Origin of the sequence: Actinomycetospora sp. NBRC 106378 (assembly GCF_030269685.1) — a bacterium.
GTDB lineage: Bacteria > Actinomycetota > Actinomycetes > Mycobacteriales > Pseudonocardiaceae > Actinomycetospora.
The window spans coordinates 127,817-143,540 of sequence record NZ_BSTT01000010.1; the positions used below are offsets into that span (position 1 = coordinate 127,817).

16 protein-coding genes are annotated in these 15,724 nt (G+C 74.4%); 5 read left to right on the top strand and 11 right to left on the bottom strand.

Annotated features, from left to right (window positions below):
- The first annotated feature begins 25 nt into the window (after nucleotides 1–25).
- Nucleotides 26–1,378 carry a DUF2252 domain-containing protein gene (locus tag QSK00_RS21185; protein ID WP_502872060.1) on the top strand — a complete coding sequence of 451 codons (1,353 nt, stop codon included), beginning with the start codon at nucleotides 26–28 and terminating at the stop codon, nucleotides 1,376–1,378.
- A gap of 28 nt (nucleotides 1,379–1,406) precedes the next feature.
- Here QSK00_RS21185 and msrB read toward each other — a convergent pair whose 3' ends face one another.
- Both msrB and QSK00_RS21195 read right to left on the bottom strand, forming a co-directional pair.
- Nucleotides 1,407–1,826 carry a peptide-methionine (R)-S-oxide reductase MsrB gene (gene msrB / locus QSK00_RS21190; protein WP_285593795.1) on the bottom strand — a complete coding sequence of 140 codons (420 nt, stop codon included), beginning with the start codon at nucleotides 1,824–1,826 and terminating at the stop codon, nucleotides 1,407–1,409.
- A 19-nt stretch (nucleotides 1,827–1,845) separates the two neighbouring features.
- Nucleotides 1,846–2,148, bottom strand: coding sequence for a hypothetical protein (locus tag QSK00_RS21195; RefSeq protein WP_285593797.1), 303 nt, complete (start codon nucleotides 2,146–2,148; stop codon nucleotides 1,846–1,848).
- Nucleotides 2,149–2,172: 24 nt separating this feature from the next.
- On the opposite strand from QSK00_RS21195, the gene ligD reads away from it, so the two are divergent.
- A complete protein-coding gene (gene ligD, locus QSK00_RS21200) occupies nucleotides 2,173–3,204 on the top strand; it encodes a non-homologous end-joining DNA ligase (RefSeq protein WP_285593799.1) in 1,032 nt (343 codons plus the stop codon).
- On the opposite strand, the gene QSK00_RS21205 is transcribed toward ligD, so the two are convergent.
- On the bottom strand, nucleotides 3,201–3,968 hold the full coding sequence (locus QSK00_RS21205; protein ID WP_285593801.1) for a PfkB family carbohydrate kinase: 768 nt from the start codon (nucleotides 3,966–3,968) through the stop codon (nucleotides 3,201–3,203). The two genes, ligD and QSK00_RS21205, sit on opposite strands and share 4 nt — an antisense overlap.
- 190 nt (nucleotides 3,969–4,158) lie before the next feature.
- On the opposite strand from QSK00_RS21205, the gene serA reads away from it, so the two are divergent.
- Entirely contained in the window at nucleotides 4,159–5,364 is a 1,206-nt protein-coding gene (serA, locus tag QSK00_RS21210) for a phosphoglycerate dehydrogenase (RefSeq protein ID WP_285593803.1), read from the top strand.
- Here the strand turns inward: serA and nhaA are convergent.
- The gene (gene nhaA, locus QSK00_RS21215; protein WP_285593805.1) at nucleotides 5,355–7,220 is read right to left on the bottom strand and encodes a Na+/H+ antiporter NhaA; all 1,866 of its coding nucleotides are present in this window, start codon (nucleotides 7,218–7,220) and stop codon (nucleotides 5,355–5,357) included. The genes serA and nhaA overlap by 10 nt on opposite strands.
- A 243-nt stretch (nucleotides 7,221–7,463) precedes the next feature.
- Here nhaA and QSK00_RS21220 point away from each other — a divergent pair, with 243 nt between their 5' ends.
- Nucleotides 7,464–9,812: a DUF222 domain-containing protein gene (locus tag QSK00_RS21220; protein ID WP_285593807.1), complete on the top strand. Its 2,349-nt coding sequence runs from the start codon at nucleotides 7,464–7,466 to the stop codon at nucleotides 9,810–9,812.
- A gap of 7 nt (nucleotides 9,813–9,819) precedes the next feature.
- Here QSK00_RS21220 and QSK00_RS21225 read toward each other — a convergent pair whose 3' ends face one another.
- Nucleotides 9,820–10,332 carry a putative immunity protein gene (locus QSK00_RS21225; protein ID WP_285593809.1) on the bottom strand — a complete coding sequence of 171 codons (513 nt, stop codon included), beginning with the start codon at nucleotides 10,330–10,332 and terminating at the stop codon, nucleotides 9,820–9,822.
- A gap of 76 nt (nucleotides 10,333–10,408) precedes the next feature.
- Here QSK00_RS21225 and QSK00_RS21230 point away from each other — a divergent pair, with 76 nt between their 5' ends.
- The gene (locus QSK00_RS21230; protein WP_285593811.1) at nucleotides 10,409–10,972 is read left to right on the top strand and encodes a dihydrofolate reductase family protein; all 564 of its coding nucleotides are present in this window, start codon (nucleotides 10,409–10,411) and stop codon (nucleotides 10,970–10,972) included.
- On the opposite strand, the gene QSK00_RS21235 is transcribed toward QSK00_RS21230, so the two are convergent.
- The 6 genes from QSK00_RS21235 to QSK00_RS21260 form a co-directional block, all read right to left on the bottom strand.
- Complete coding sequence (locus tag QSK00_RS21235) at nucleotides 10,957–11,547, bottom strand: histidine phosphatase family protein (protein ID WP_285593813.1); 591 nt, start codon at nucleotides 11,545–11,547, stop codon at nucleotides 10,957–10,959. The two genes, QSK00_RS21230 and QSK00_RS21235, sit on opposite strands and share 16 nt — an antisense overlap.
- A 5-nt stretch (nucleotides 11,548–11,552) precedes the next feature.
- Complete coding sequence (locus QSK00_RS21240; protein ID WP_285593814.1) at nucleotides 11,553–12,497, bottom strand: lysylphosphatidylglycerol synthase domain-containing protein; 945 nt, start codon at nucleotides 12,495–12,497, stop codon at nucleotides 11,553–11,555.
- 5 nt (nucleotides 12,498–12,502) lie between these two features.
- Nucleotides 12,503–13,162, bottom strand: coding sequence for a methyltransferase domain-containing protein (locus tag QSK00_RS21245; RefSeq protein WP_285593815.1), 660 nt, complete (start codon nucleotides 13,160–13,162; stop codon nucleotides 12,503–12,505).
- A gap of 110 nt (nucleotides 13,163–13,272) precedes the next feature.
- Complete coding sequence (locus tag QSK00_RS21250) at nucleotides 13,273–14,298, bottom strand: glycosyltransferase family 4 protein (RefSeq protein WP_285593816.1); 1,026 nt, start codon at nucleotides 14,296–14,298, stop codon at nucleotides 13,273–13,275.
- Nucleotides 14,295–14,693, bottom strand: coding sequence for a 6-pyruvoyl trahydropterin synthase family protein (locus QSK00_RS21255; protein ID WP_285593818.1), 399 nt, complete (start codon nucleotides 14,691–14,693; stop codon nucleotides 14,295–14,297). The genes QSK00_RS21250 and QSK00_RS21255 overlap by 4 nt, the downstream gene beginning before the upstream one ends.
- Nucleotides 14,693–15,697, bottom strand: coding sequence for a zinc-dependent alcohol dehydrogenase (locus QSK00_RS21260; protein WP_502872063.1), 1,005 nt, complete (start codon nucleotides 15,695–15,697; stop codon nucleotides 14,693–14,695). The genes QSK00_RS21255 and QSK00_RS21260 overlap by 1 nt, the downstream gene beginning before the upstream one ends.
- Between the last annotated feature and the right edge of the window lie 27 nt (nucleotides 15,698–15,724).

Consider the following 15,724-nt stretch of genomic DNA (forward strand, 5'->3'; position numbering starts at 1 on the left):
CGACCCGGGGGGCCAGGATGGCGCGGTGACCCGGCACGCCGACCTGTCCCCCCTCGGGATCGACGACGACGAGGCCCGCACCGGCTTCATCGTCGACACCCTCACCGACGCCTTCGCCGACCTCATGACGGCGAGCCCCGCGGCGTTCCGGTCGAAGTTCCGGAAGATGGCCGCCGACCCGTTCGCGTTCTACCGGGGCAGCGCGTGCCTGTTCTACGCGGACGTGGTGCGGCTCGAGGACCCGTGGGTCGACGAGCGCACCGCGCGGGTGTGGATCCAGGGCGACCTGCACGCCGAGAACTTCGGCACGTACATGGACGGCGACGGCGCGCTGGTCTTCGCGCTGAACGACTTCGACGAGTCCTACCTGGGCGCGTTCACGTGGGACCTGCGCCGGCTCGTGGCGAGCGTGGCGCTGCTCGGCTGGTCGAAGGCGTTCTCGGACGCCACGGTGTCCCGTCTGGTGACCACCTACGTCCGGGCCTACCTCGCCGCCCTGCGGTCCTTCCACGGCAACGCCGGCGAGCTCACCCACGCGCTGCGGCGTTCCGGGACCGAGGGCGCGGTCCGGGACGCGCTGCAGCGGTCCCGGGAGTCGAGCCGCGAGGCGCTGCTCGCCCGGGTCACCGAGATCGAGGGCGACGACCGGGTCTTCCGCCCCGGACCCGGGGTGCGGCGGCTCGACGCGGGGGAGCGGGCGGAGGTGGAGGAGGCGTTCCGGCGGTACCTCGACACGATCCCCGCGGACAAGCGGCTCCCGGACGTCGCGTACGAGGTCGTCGACGTCGTCGGGCGCAGCGGGTTCGGCATCGGCAGCGCCGGGCTGCCCGCCTACAACGTGCTCGTCGAGGGCTTCAACGAGGCCCTCGACAACGACGTCGTCATCAGCATGAAGCAGGCCGTCGTCGCGGCGCCGAGCCGGGTGGTCACCGACGAGCGGGTCGCGTCGGCGTTCGTCCACCACGGCCAGCGCACCGCGTTGTCGCAGCGGGCGCTGCAGGCGCACGCCGACCGGTTGCTCGGCTGGACCGAGCTGCGCGGGGTCGGCTACGTCGTCTCCGAGCTCTCACCGTACGAGGCGGACCTGGACTGGGACGACGTCACCGAGCCCGACGACGTCGCGAAGGTCCTCGGCCACCTCGGCCACGCGACCGCCCGCGCGCACGCGGTGGCGGACCGCGACGCCGAGGACGCGGACCTCGTCGGTTTCCAGGTCGAGGACGCCGTGCTCGAGGTGGTGGGCGGCCGGGAGGACGACTTCGTCGCCGACCTCGTCGGCTTCGCCCACGCCTACGCGCGCGTGGTCCGCGACGACCACCGGCGGTTCGTCGAGGCGTTCCGCTCCGACCGCATCCCCGGGGTGACGGGGACGGCCTGAGAGCGGCCGCCGCCGTCGTCGGGAAGGGTCAGGCCTTCGGCTCGAGCGTGAGCGAGACCGAGTTCATGCAGTACCGGTCGTCGGTGGGGGTGCCGTAGCCCTCGCCGTGGAAGACGTGACCCAGGTGCGAGTGGCAGGTGCCGCAGAGCACCTCGACGCGCCGCATCCCCATCGTGGAGTCCTCGCGGAGGATGACGTTGTCGTCGCCCGACGGGGCGTAGAACGACGGCCACCCGCAGTGGCTCGCGAACTTGGTCTCCGAGCGGAACAGCTCCGCGCCGCACGCGCGGCAGTGGTAGACGCCCTCGGTGAACGTCTCGTCGTACTCGCCGGTGAACGGCCGCTCGGTGCCGGCCTGGCGCAGGACGTGGTACTCCTCGGGCGAGAGCTGCTCCCGCCACTCGGCGTCGGACTTCTCGACCTTCGGCTTGCCGATCGCACTGCTCATGCGTCCAGGCTAATACGGTTCAGCCACCCAGGTAGGTGGCGAGCACGAACTCCAGGACGCCGTAGATCACGTAGCCCGTGCCGAGCAGCACGAGCACCACGAGCAGCCACGCGGCCCACCGCTGCAGGCCGCCGATGCGGTTGGCCGACTCGGCGAAGTCGCGCACGCCGTTCAACTCGCCCTCGACGGTGAACATGGGGCGGACCCGCTCCATGCGGTCGAGGTGCTCGGCGAACGCGCGCGCCTCCGGGTCGTCGGGGTCGAGGCCGACGAGGTCGTCGTGGAACCGGCGTGCCGGATCCGGACGAGCAGCCCAGGTCATGGCGCCACGGTAGCCTTCCCGGCCGTGGCGCGGTCAGCGGCGGTGGAACTCGAGGTCGGCGGGCGCGAGGTGCGCGTCTCCAACCCCGACAAGGTCTACTTCCCCGAGGCCGGGATCACGAAGCGGCAGGTGGTCGAGTACTACGTCGGCGTCGCCGAGCCCCTGCTGGGGGCGCTGCGCGACCGGCCCACGCACCTCAAGCGCTTCGTCGACGGCGTGACCGGCGAGTTCTTCTACCAGAAGCGGCTGGCCAAGGGCGCTCCCGACTACGTCGAGACCGTGCAGGTGCGCTTCCCCTCCGGACGCGCGGCCGACGTGCTGTGCCCGACCGAGCCCGCCGTCCTCGCGTGGGCGGCCAACCTCGGCACCTTCGACTTCCACCCCTGGCCGGTGCGCCGCCCGCAGGTCGACGCGCCCGACGAGCTGCGCATCGACCTCGACCCCCAGCCCGGCACCGACTTCGCCGATGCGGCCGTGGTCGCGGCGACGCTGCGCGAGGTGCTCGACGACGCCGGGCTCGTGGGCCGGCCGAAGACCTCCGGCGGCCGCGGCATCCACGTCATGGTCCCGATCCGCGCGGAGTGGGACTTCGTCGCCGTCCGCCGCTGCGTCATCGCGATCGGCCGCGAGGTGTGCCGGCGGCTGCCCGACGCTGCCACCGTGGACTGGTGGAAGGAGGAACGCGGCGAGCGCGTGTTCCTCGACTTCAACCAGGCCGCCCGGGACCGGACGATCGCCTCCGCCTGGTCGGTCCGGGGTACGCCGCGTGCCACCGTCTCCTTCCCACTCACCTGGGCCGACCTGCCCGACGCCGAGCCCGACGACTTCACGGTGCTCACCGTGCCCGGCCTGTACGCCGAGCGCGGCGACGCGCACGCGGGCCTGCACGACGACCCCGCCGGCCTCGAGACCGCGCTCGAGTGGGTCGAGCGCGACCAGCGCGACCACGGGCTCGGGGACCTGCCCTATCCCCCCGAGTACCCCAAGATGCCCGGCGAGCCGAAGCGGGTGCAGCCCTCGAAGGCGCGCGCGGACACCACGGGCAAGCAGGTCTAGTCCTCCAGCGCCGCCTGCAGGGCGTCCCCCGTCGGCAGGCTCTCCCGCCGCCCGGGCGTGCCCACGGCCAGCCCGGCGGCGACGACGGCGACGGGGAGCGCGTCCTCCAGGTCCTCCCCGGCGGCGAGCAGCGTGGCGAGCGCCCCGAGCAGGGCACCCTTCGCCCCGGCCGGATCGACCACGGTGACCGGGTGCGCCGGGAGCCGCCGCACCCGGCCGTCGTCGGCGAGCAGCACCCCCTCCGCCCCGAGCGTCACGACGACGGGGGCGCCGCTCCACGAGTGCAGCGTCGCCACGGCCTCGGCGGCCGGTCGGTCCGCGGCCTCCTGACCGGCCCCGCGGCGCACGAGGTCGGCGAGCTCCCCGGCGTCCGGGGTGAGCACGGCACCGAGGTCGAGCAGGCCGACCACCGTGGGGATCACGGGGTCCGGGTCCACCACGCAGCGGACGTGGCGCTGCGCCGCCGTGCCGATCGCCGCCGCCACCACGGCGGCCGACTGGTCGGTCCCGACCAGCACCGCGCCCACCCCGTCGACGGCCTCCAGCGTCTCGCGGACCGGGTCGGCGTCGAGATGGTCGTCGGTGGTCACCGCGTCGACCCCGACGCCCTCGGCGGCCAGCTCGTCGCGGACGTGCCGGTCGGCGGCCGTGCCGATCATCCGCACGTCGGCGCCGAGCCGGGCCGCCGCGACCGCGGCATCCGCGGCGGTCCCGGGCACCGCCCCGACCACCGCGACGACCGGTGCCCCTCCGGGTTCGCTCACACGGGCATCCTGGCCCGCGGCGGGAGCGGTTGTCATGATCGTCGAGCATCTGCCGCCGTGACCCGACGTCGTGAAACGGTGGCGGCAACGTGACCTGCGTCGCGTCCGGTACGCCCTTTCGGCCGGTCAGCGGCGTGCGCCCGGCCGAAGGGGGCCGACAGGGACGGGGGACGCGCCTAGGGTGCTCCGGGTGAAGGTGCTCCTGCTCGAGAACATCCACCCGACCGCTGCCGAGGCGTTCCGCCGCGCCGGACTCGAGGTCGACGTCCGGCCCGGGTCCCTGTCCGGTCCGGAGCTCGTCGACGCGCTCGCGGGGGTGTCCCTGCTCGGGATCCGCTCCAACACCACCGTCACCGCCGAGGTCCTCGACGCGGGCACGGACCTGCTCGCGGTCGGCTGCTTCTGCATCGGGACCAACCAGGTCGACCTCGCCGCGGCCGCCGAGCGCGGGATCGCGGTGTTCAACGCGCCGTTCTCCAACACGCGCAGCGTCGTCGAGCTCGTCCTCGGCGAGATCATCGCGCTCGCCCGGCGGCTCCCCGAGAAGACGCAGCGGATGCACGAGGGGGTCTGGGACAAGTCGGCGAAGGGCAGTCACGAGATCCGGCGCCGGACGCTCGGCATCGTCGGCTACGGCAACATCGGCACGCAGCTGTCGAACGTCGCCGAGGCGGTGGGCCTGCGCGTGATCTTCTTCGACACGGCCGACCGGCTCGCGCACGGCAACGCGACCCGCGTCGGCTCGCTGGAGGAGCTGCTCGCCGAGGCCGACGTGGTCAGCCTCCACGTCGACGGCCGCCCGGGGAACGCGGGCCTGTTCGGCGCCGAGCAGTTCGCCGCGATGAAGCCGCGGTCGATCTTCATCAACGCCTCGCGCGGCATGGTCGTCGACTACGAGGCGCTGCGCGAGAACATCCTGTCCGGCCACGTCGCGGGCGCGGCCATCGACGTGTTCCCGGTCGAGCCGAAGGCCCAGGGCGACGCGTTCGAGTCGCCGTTGCGGGGGCTCGACAACGTCATCCTCACCCCGCACGTCGGCGGCTCGACCGCCGAGGCGCAGGAGGAGATCGGGCACTTCGTGTCCACCAAGCTCCTGGGCTTCGTGGGTGGCGGGTCGACGGCGCTGTCGGTCAACCTCCCCGAGGTCATGCCGCCGAATCCGCCCGGCGCCTACCGCATGGGCTACCTGCACTCCAGCGAGCCGGGCGTCCTGGCGGGCCTGAACAAGCTGCTCGCGGACAGCGGCGCCAACGTGATCGGACAGGCGCTGTCGACGCGTGGCGAGCAGGGCTACGTCGTCACCGACACCGACAAGCCGCTGGCCGAGCAGGTGCTGACCGAGCTCGAGCGCGCGCCGCAGACCCTGTGGCTGCGGTTCTGGGAGCCTCAGGTCTGAGACGACCCGCGCGCAGCGGCCTCCATCGCCTCCAGCTCGGCGATGAGGGTCGCCGCGTCGTGCGGGCCCTCGAGGCGCCGCGGAGTCCGGCCGGCGACCCCGAGGAAGAAGGTCGGGGTGCCCGGCAGTTCGCTGGTCCGGGCGTCGATCTCGTCGTCGGCGACGCGGTTGGTCGGGTCGCCGTCGCGCAGGTCGTCCTCGAGGCGCTGCGGATCGAGGCCGAGCGCGTCGGCGTGGGCGTAGAGGCTGTCGCGGTCGAGGGCGTCGGCATGGGCGAAGAAGTGGTCGTGCGCCTCCCAGAAGCGCCCCTGTTCGCCGGCGGCCTCGGCGAACTCGGCGGCCTGCCGGGCGTCGGGGTGGTACTCCTCGAGCGGGAAGTGCCGGAAGACGTAGCGCAACCGGTCGCCGAAGTGCTCCCGGACCTGCCGGATACCGCCCGTGGCCTTGCCGCAGAAGGGGCATTCGAAGTCGGCGTACTCGACGAGCGTCAGTGGCGCGTCGACCGGACCGCGGATGTGGTCGCGGGCCGGGTCGACCGGCCGCAGGAGGTCGAGCGACGGGCCCTCGGGCTGCGGGGCCGCCTTGAACACGGTCGCGCCCAGGACGAGCGCGAGCGCCGACGCGGCCAGCACGCCGATCCGGGCCTGGTCGGCGAGCTCGGGCTGGTCGGCCAGCGCGAGGTCGACGATGAACAGCGAGATCGTGAACCCGATCCCGGAGAGCGCCGCCCCGCCGGCGACCTGCGGCATCGTCAGGCCCGGTGGCAGCTTCCGCCGCAGCAGCGCGGTCGCCCCGCTGATCCCGAGGAACTTCCCGACGACGAGGCCGAGCACCACCCCCCAGGTCAGGGGTGAGGTCGCCGCGGCCGCCAGCGTCGGGCCGTCGAGCGCGACGCCCGCGTTGGCCAGCGCGAACAGCGGCACGATGATGAACGCCGTGTACGGCTGGTAGAGCCGCATGAGGCGCTCGTTGACGCTCACCGCCCGGTCGAGCCCCAGGCGGGCCGTCCGCGCGTACTCGGGGTTGGGTGACTGCCGGAACCGCCGCGTCAGCTCCGCGGCGCGCTCCACCTCGCTGCGCTTCGGCGGGTAGACCGGCAGCAGCAGCGCGATCAGCACCCCGGCCAACGTCGCGTGCACGCCCGACTCGTGCAGCGCCACCCACGTCACCAGCGAGACGACCAGGTAGCCCCCACCCCGCCACACCTGCAGCCGCCGTAGCTGCCAGACCGCGACGAGCCCGACGATCGCGACCAGCAGCGGGATCCAGTGCAGCTCGTCGGTGTAGACGAGCGCGATGATCGCCAGTGCCCCGACGTCGTCGGCGACCGCGAGGGTCAGCAGGAAGATGCGCAGCCGCTCCGCCCGCCCGGGTCCGACCACCGCCAGCGCTCCCAGCAGGAACGCCGTGTCGGTGGAGATGACGACACCCCACGCGGAGGCGGCCGGCCCCGACGGGTTGAGCAGCAGGAACAGCACCGCGGGCAGGGCGAGCCCGGCGATCGCCGCGGCGAGGGGGACCATCGCCTGCGACCGGTCGCGGAGCTCGCCGATCGCGAGTTCCCGCTTCACCTCGAGGCCGATGACGAAGAAGAACAGGGCCATCAGGCCGTCGTTGACCCAGTGCTGCAGGTCGAGGTCGATGCCCGCCCCGGCGATCGAGATCGCGATATGGCCGTGCCAGAACACGTCGTAGGTCCAGGCCCACGGCGAGTTGGCCCAGATCAGCGCCAGCAGGGTCGCCACCAGCAGGAACACCGCGGCGAGCGTCTCCGACGAGTCTCCCCGTCGGGCCTCGGCGATGCGCTCGAGGACGCCGTGGAACCGGCCGGGGCCGCGGAGCGTGGTGTCGGTCATCGTGACTGATTCTTCCCGACAGCGGGTGGGTCCGGGAGAGGTTCGCTCTCGGCTGACCTGCCCTGGATCGTGATCGTCTCGTGATGTGGGCGGTCTCGGCGCTTTTCGTGGCCGCGAGTGTCACGTGGGGCAGGTTTCTGGGGCCGGATTCCTGCCTGGTGTGAACCTCGCCGTCTCCGACCAGGGCTTCGTGGGCTTTCCGGCTCGCGGTGACTGTCAGGGGTGCGAACTACAGTTCGAGTCATGGCGGTGGAGGCGGCGTTCGCGGTGGGCGACGGGGTGTTCGACACCCCGCTGCCCGGCGTGCCGTTCGCCGACCCGCGGGATGCGGTGGGGCAGGAGTGTGAGGCCGGGCTGGTGGCCTGGCAGGCCCGGATGGTGCACGACGAGTGGCGGCGGGCGTGCTGGATGCTGGAGACGGCCCGGGCCCGCGCGGACACGCTGGAGCGGTGGCCGGAGCCGGATCCGCGGGTGATCGCAGCCCGGCTGGGGTGGTCGGTGGCGATGGCGGCGTCGCGGTTGGAGACCGCGGTCGGGGCGTTGGAGCGGTTGCCCCGGTTGGGGGAGGCGATGCGGGAGGGCCGGGTGGAGCACGCGAAGGCCGCGGTGTTCGTCGCCGGGTTGCGGGATGTGACCGACGAGCAGGCCAGGGTGGTGGTCGACGCCCTGATCTCGCAGGCGCCGCGGTTGGGGGTGTGGGAGCTGCAGCAGCGGATCGCGGCCGCGGTGAAGGACGTCGACCCGTTGGGGGCGGAGAACCGCCGCGACGCGGCGGTGGCGCGTAGCCGGGTGTCGACGCGGATCGCGCCGTCGGGGGCGGCGGAGATCCACGGCCTGGACTTGGATCCGGGGATGGCGGTGCCGGCGTTCGAGCGGATCGTCGCGATCGCCGAGGAGGCCCTGTCTCAGCTCAAGGCGGCGGGCAACTCGGTGGGGCCGGCGAAGGTGCAGGCCCAGGTGTATCTGCGGCTGCTGCACGGCTGCCCGCACGGTAGTGATGACCTCGCGGTGTTGGAGCAGGTCGTCCTCGACCTCACCACGCCTGCCGGCCCGGCCGACGATCTCGACGACCTGACCGACCTCGACGACCTCCCCGACCCTGACGACGGCCCCTCCGACGACGAGGACCCGGATGATGGGCCGGACGACGGCCCGCACGACGACGGCCCGCACGACGACGGCCCGCACGACGACGGCCCCCCGGACGGTGGCCCCTCGGACGGTGGCCCCTCGGACGGTGGCCCCTCGGACGGTGGCCCCTCGGACGGTGGCCCCTCGGACGGTGGCCCCTCGGACGGTGCGCCGGACGACACCGGTCCCGGCGAGGGCCCGGACGTCGCTGCCTCGGCGCGCGGCGCCCGCTCGGACGGTGACCCCACCCCGCGTGCTGACGGCGGCTCATCTGCCGACGGCCCGGACGACCCGGCCGCCGACTCACATCCGGACTACGCCAGGCCCAGCGATGGTGGCCTGGATGCTCGGCCCGACGCAGGTCGAGGGAGCACCCACGCCTTCGGGGCAGCGATCACGGGGTGCGCAGACGCTCCGTCGCCAGCTTGGGACACGGGTTCACCGCCGGCATGGCGGCCCGGGGACCCGGAACCGGACCCGCCGCCCCCGGACACGCCCGATCCCCGGGTGCCGACCACCGAGCCACCGCCGGATGTGGCCGCGCGGTGGACCCAACGCGGGCTGGTGTTCCCACCCGACACCCTGCGCGCCACGTTGGCGTGCGTGCTCGGGCTCGAGCGCGCCCACGGTCGTATCGGTGCCGGCACCCTGACCGGGTGGGACGCCTACCGCGCCGCCTGGGCGAGAACCTGCGCCCAGTTCCGGGTCCTGCTCTACGACCCCGACGGTGCCCTCGAACACGTCCTGCTGGTCAAAGCCCCGCAGCAGCCCGGTGCCGACCCCCGCTACCGGCGCCAGGTCGTCGAACTCACCGCCCACACCAGCGAGGTCGACACCCTCGACCCCGACCGTCAGCTGATCGGGATCTGGGCCGAACTCGCCCGCCGCACCCAACACGCCCTCGCCACCGCGAGAGCACGCCCACCCCGCGAGCACCCGAGCCGCAGCACGAGAGAGGCCGGCCACCGGTTCCCCGGCGCCGAGCTCACCCGCTGGATCCACGCCCGCGACCAGATCTGCCGGTTCCCGATGTGCACCGTCCCCGCCGTCGCTTGCCCGATCGACCACACCCACGACCACACCTATGGCGGACCCACCCAGGCCGACAACCTCGGGCCCCTCTCGGTCGGCGACCACGTCCGCAAACACGACCCGACCTCCGGCTGGACCGTCCGCCAGACCCGCCCCGGACGGTTCGTGTGGACCGCCCCGACCGGCACCCACCACGTCGTCGAACCCGACCCCTACCGACCACTACGACCGGTCAGACGAGACCGGTTCGACCACGGCATCACCGACACCCGCACCGAACCCCGTCCAACGCGGCCCTGGCAGCCACGCACCGACCAACACGGCCACCTCACCGACGCCCAACGACAGACCCTGCACGACCTCGACCAGAGGAGACGCCGACAGCAGAACCAACCCCCGAACCCCTACGACGACGACCCGCCGTTCTGACCCGACCTCAGGTGAAGACGTCCCAGCAGAGACGGTTGCGCCGCTGCTGGTCGGACAGCACGAGGTCGCGAACCGGCTCCGGCAGCTGCGCCCGTTGCCACGCGCACTCCGCAGCCCCGGCCTCGCCGGCCTGCGCAGCCGGCACCGACGCCCGGACGGCCTTGATCGCGTAGGCGGCCGCGCCGAGGTCGTGCTCCGCCACGTGCGCCACGGCCCCCGCCTGGCCCGCCGCGTAGGCGGCGAACCGTGCTGCGCCGCGCAGGTCCCGGGCCGCCCCCATCGCGTGTCCGCCCGCGGCGCGCGACGCCATCATCCGCATCTCGCCCCGCACCCACGCGCGGATCGCCTCGATGGCCTGCCGCGGACGCTCGTCGTCCGGCCGCTCCGCCTCGAAGAGGTCCAGCACGTGCTCCGCACACAAGGCGGCCCAGAGCGCGAGCCGGTGGTGGTCGTCGTCGGTCAGGGACCCGCCGCGCCGGATCGTGACGAGCCGGGGATCGCGGTCGGACGAGAGGATCACGAGCTTCTCCGCCCAGCCATGTCGAAAGCCGCCGTCCTCGTTCGACGTCGGGGTGTCACCACCCGAGGAGGACATCATGCACATCGTCGTCACCGCCTTCACCAGCCTCGACGGCGTCGTCCAGGCGCCCGGCGGCCCGGACGAGGACCGCGACGGCGGCTTCACGCACGGCGGGTGGTCGATGCCCTACTTCGACCCCGAGGTGATGGGCGCGGCGTGGACCGACGTCATCGGCGGAGCGGACGCGATGCTGTTCGGGCGGCGCACCTGGGAGGTGTCGGGCCCGGCCTGGAGCGCCCAGGCCGGCGACCCGTTCGCCGACCGGCTCAACGGTCTCCCGAAGTACGTCGCCAGCCGGACCCTGACCGACGCGGGCGCCTGGGCGAACTCGACCGTCCTCACCGACCTGGGGGAGCTGCCGGAGGGCGACGGGCGCCTCGTCGTCATGGGGAGCGCGTCCGTCGTGCGGGAGCTGGTCGACGCCGACCTGGTCGACGAGTACCGGCTGATGATCGAGCCGGTCCTGCTCGGCGGCGGGAAGTCGATCTTCCCGCAGCACGGGAACAGCCGGGGGCTCGCGCTCGTCGAGGCCACGACGGCGGCGACCGGCACGCTCGTCTGCACCTACCGCAGGGGCTGAAGGGCGACGGCGTGGGCGGCGTGGTCGTTGAAGGCGAGCAGGCGAGGGGCGCTGCCGGAGGTGTCGATCCGGCACACCGCCGCGTCCTCGACCCACATCCGCCACGCCACCTCGTCGCCCACTCCGAGCGCCCACGCGATGGCCGCCTTGATCGGGGACACGTGGCTCACCACCATCACGTCCTCCACCGCCGCGTCCGCCGCGAGGTCGGTGCAGGCGGCCCGGACCCGCTCGCCCACGGTCGCCACTGACTCCCCGCCCGCGGGGACATGGTGCGGGTCGTCGCGCCAGGCCTGCCACCCGGCGGGGTCCAGCGCGGAGGCGGGGCAGCCGTCGAGGGAGCCGTAGTCCATCTCGATCCACCGGTCGTCGATCTCCGCCGGCACCCCGAACTGCGCCGCCGTCTGTCGGGCCCGGATCAGCGGGCTGCAGACCAGCCGGGCCGGCCGGGGCAGCCCCCGCGCGAGCACGGTCGCCTGCTCGATCCCCGACCCGCACAACGGCGGGTCGGCGCGCCCGAGCAGCAGGCCGTGGCGGTTCGCCTCCGTCTGGCCGTGGCGTACGAGGGTGAGCATCGGCGTCACGCTACTGACGCGCGGCGGGCCCGGGACGGGAGCAGAGTGGAGTTGGGCGGCCCGGCGGCGTCCCGCTCCGCCGGTCGGGTCAGCGCGACTCGGCCGAGCAGGAGCACCCCGAGACCGGGTGCGCACGACACGAGCGCCAGCACTCCGTAGGTCACCGCCGCCGCCAGCCCGGTCGCCGCGCCCAGCCCCGCCGCACCGAACGCCGCCGCCATCACGGCCTCGCGCGGGCCCCAGCCGCCGACGTTGAGCGGCAGCCCCATGGCCAGGAGGGCGAGCGCGAGCAGGGGCAGCAGCACCTCGACCGGCGCCACGGGCCCGGCGGCCACCGCCAGCAGCGCCAGGTGCCCCGCCGTCGCGACCACCGAGCACACGACGACGCCGGGTCCGGTCCCGCGGCGGAACAGCCCGGCCCGCAGGTCCGTCACGACCGACGACAGAGCGCCCCGGCGACGCACCACCGGCGCCACCGCGAGGGCCACCGCCGCGACCACGGCGAGCACCCACAGCACCGTCACCGGGTCCACCAGGTCCCGGACCGGTCCGGGCACGACGACGAGCACCACCGCGCACGTCGCGACCACCACCACCTGTCCCGCGACCCGCTCCATCACCACCGCCCGGACCCCGCGCGCCACGTCGGCGTTGCGGCGGCCGTGCTCGACGGCGCGGTGCACGTCCCCGAGCACGCCCGCCGGGAGCACCGAGTTGAGGAACTGCGCGCGGTAGCAGTCGGCCAGCGCCCGGGAGAAGCCCAGGTGCAGCCCCACCCCGCGCGCGACCAGGCACCAGCGGGCGGCAGCCGCAGCCGTCGTCAGCAACCCGATCCCGAGCGCCGCCGCCACCGCGCCCGGCGACACGGCGCGGAGCCCGTCGAGGACCGCGCCCGTGCCCAGGTGCACGACGACCGCACCCACGAGCAGCGCGCCCACCAGCAGCTTCACCGTTCTCACCGCGGCAGCCCCAGGACGTCGACGTGACCCACCTCGACCGCGAAGGGAGCCTCCAGCCGCCGTGCGAGGTACCCGTCGACGTCGAGCACCGGGTCCTGCTCGGCGGCCGCGTCCAGCCACCCCCGCAGCCACTCCTCGGCCAGCGGGCGGCTCCCGGCGCTCCCGCCCGCGAGCCGCCACGGCGACGTCTCCCGCCGCACGGCGTACCCGGCCCGGGCGAGCGCGTCCGCCGCGAGGTCGGGCGCGTCCGGGCCCGCGAGCCCGCCCCGGCGCTGGTGGGCGTCGAAGGCCGCGGCGATCGGCGCGTCCCCGGGGTCGGCCGGGTCGAAGCGCACCCGCCCCGACACCGACAGCGTCCACAGCACCGCCGCCCCGGCCGCGGCGCAGTCGCGGGCGAGCGTCTCGATCTCCGTCGCGGTGAGCAGGTCGAGCAGGGCCGAGCAGACGACCACGTCGGTCCCGGTCGGGTCGACGTCCGCCAGGTTCCCGACGACGGGTGTGGCCGGGACGGGCAGCGCGGCGGCGGCCCGGCGGGCCAGGTCGGCGTCCCGGTCGTGCACGAACCACTGCTGGGGCGCCCGCAGTCGCGGCGCGAGCCACCGGCCCATCGAGCCGGTGCCACAGCCCAGGTCGCGGACCACCACGGTGTCGCGCACCCCGAGCCGCTCGTCCAGCGCGGCCGCGAGCGTCTCCGACCGGGCCGCGTGATCGGCGGGCTCGCGTAGGGCGAGCCAGTCCGGGGTGCAGACGGGGGAGCCCGGCTCGCTCAGGCGAGCGCGGGCCCGAGAGCCGGGCCGAGAGCCAGGCGCAGTCGCTGCACGGTCGTGGTCCACGGGGGCAGCGTGCCCCGGCGCGCGGACGCTGAGACTCTCCACCCGCTTCGCCGTACCGGGTCCACCAGCCAGTGCCGCACGGCTCCGGCGAGCGCACCAATGTTCTCAGCAGGTACTAAGCGGGTGGGCCCGGCCTCCCGGATTCCTCCGACGTCGGCGGCGAGCACGGGGACGCCCCGGGCGAGCGCCTCGGTCACCACCATCCCGAACGTCTCGGTCCGCGACGGCACCACGAGCAGGTCCGTCGTCGCCCACACCGCGTCGAGCGCCGCACCGACCCTCGGGCCGGCCACGGACACCCGGTCCGCCAACCCGGCCGCCACGACCTGCGCCCGCAGCCGGACCACGAACCCCGGGTCCCGCTCCACGGGCCCGACCAGCGCACAGGTCCAGTCCCGGTCGCGCACCGCACCGAGCGCGTCGACCAGCAGGTCCTGGCCCTTCGTCGGCGTGAGCGCTCCCAGGCACAGCAGACGCGGCCGCCCGCCGCCGACCAGCGAGCCCGGCGCCACACAGGCCGGATCCACCCCCGGCGGCGCCACGACCACCCGCGCCGGGTCGACGTCGAAGTCCTGCACGAGCCGCCGCGCGGTCCACCGGCTCGTCGTCGCCACCGCCGTCGTGTGGCGCAGGGCCGCGGTCTCGAGGGCGTGCAGTTCCCGGCACCGTGTGGGGGAGAGCCCGCGCTCGTCGGCCAACGGCAGGTGGACCAGCGGCACGATCCGCAGCCGGTGCGCGTGTGGCGCGAGCACCTCCGGGGCGCGACCGCCGACGAGCCCGTCGACCAGCACCGACCCGCCGTCGGGAACGTCGCGCAGCGTCGCCGCCAGCGCCGCGACGTCCCCGACCGGAACCCGCCGCTCGCCCCACCCGGAGACCTGCAGGACCCGGCGGTCGTAGACGTTCCCGCCGCTCGGCACGGCGTCGATGTCGTCCGGGACGACGACCTCCACGCTCACAGGGACCGTTCGTACCCCGCCCGCGCGACGTGCGACTCGTGCAGCTCCACCGCGACCGTCGCGATCGCCCGTGCGCCCTCGCCGAGGTCGCCGGCGTGGATCCCGGCCGCGAGCCGGTCGGCGACCACCCGGGCCAGGAACTCCGTCGTCGTGTTCTCGCCGGCGAACGCCTCGACCTCGTCGAGGTTGCGGTAGCGCAGGTCCTCGAGGGCCGTGCCGAGCGCGGCGGTGGCGAGGCCGATGTCGACGACGATGTTGTCCGCGTCGAGCTCGGGACGCCGGAAGGTGGCGTCGACGACGAAGGTCGCGCCGTGCAGCGCCTGCGCCGGACCGAACACCTCGCCGCGGAAGCTGTGGGCGACCATCACGTGGTCGCGGACGGTCACCGAGAACATCAGCTGCCTCCCGGGGCGAGCGGAGCGACGGGAGAGGGACCGTAGTCGACGCGCACCGCGAGACCGGGCGCCCCGGCGGCCAGGCGCGCCATGGTGTCGGGCAACGCCTCGAACGGCACGGTCCCGGTGATGAGTGCCTCGAAGCGGTCGTCGGCGAGCAGGTCGAGCGCGAGGGCCATCCGGTCCGCGTACGTCCGGCGCGCTCGACGGGCGCCCGCGACCATCCCGACCTGGCTCGACCGCACCGCCAGCCGCCCCGCGTGGAACCCCTCGCCGAGCGGGACCGATACCTCCCGGTCGCCGTACCAGGACATCTCGATCACCTCGCCCTCGACGCCCAGCAGCTCGAGCGACCGCGCGAGGCCGGCGGCCGTCGCGCTGGTGTGGAAGACGAGGTCGCAGTCCCCGAGTGCCGACTCCGGGGACGCGAACCCCACCCCCAGCGTCGCGGCCACCTCCGCCCGGGAGGGGTCGACGTCGACCAGCTGCACCCGCGCCCCGGCCAGCGACGCGAGCAGGGCCGCGACCGAGCAGCCCACCATCCCGGCCCCGACCACGGCGACCCGGTCGCCGATCCGCGGTCCCGCGTCCCACAGCGCGTTCACCGCGGTCTCGACCGTGCCCGCCAGGACCGACCGCCCCGTCGGCACCGCCTCCGGCACCACCGACACCGCGGACGCCGGCACCACGAACCGCGTCTGGTGCGGGTGCAGGCAGAACACGTCACGCCCGACCAGCGGCGCGGGACCCTCCTCCACCACCCCGACCGCGAGGTAGCCGGAGCTGACCGGCCCCGGGACGTCGCCCACCTGGAACGGCGCCCGCATCCGCTCCGCCTGCCCCGCCGGCACCCCGCCGCGGTGGACGAGCAGCTCCGTCCCGCGGCTGATCGCCGACCAGCGGGTCCGCACCACCACGTCGTCGGGACCCGGGTCCGGCAGCTCGACGTCGACGACCGCGCTCTCGCCAGGACGGAGCACCCGGAAGCTGCGGGCGGAGTACAGGGAGTTCCTCCAGCACGATCGGGGCAC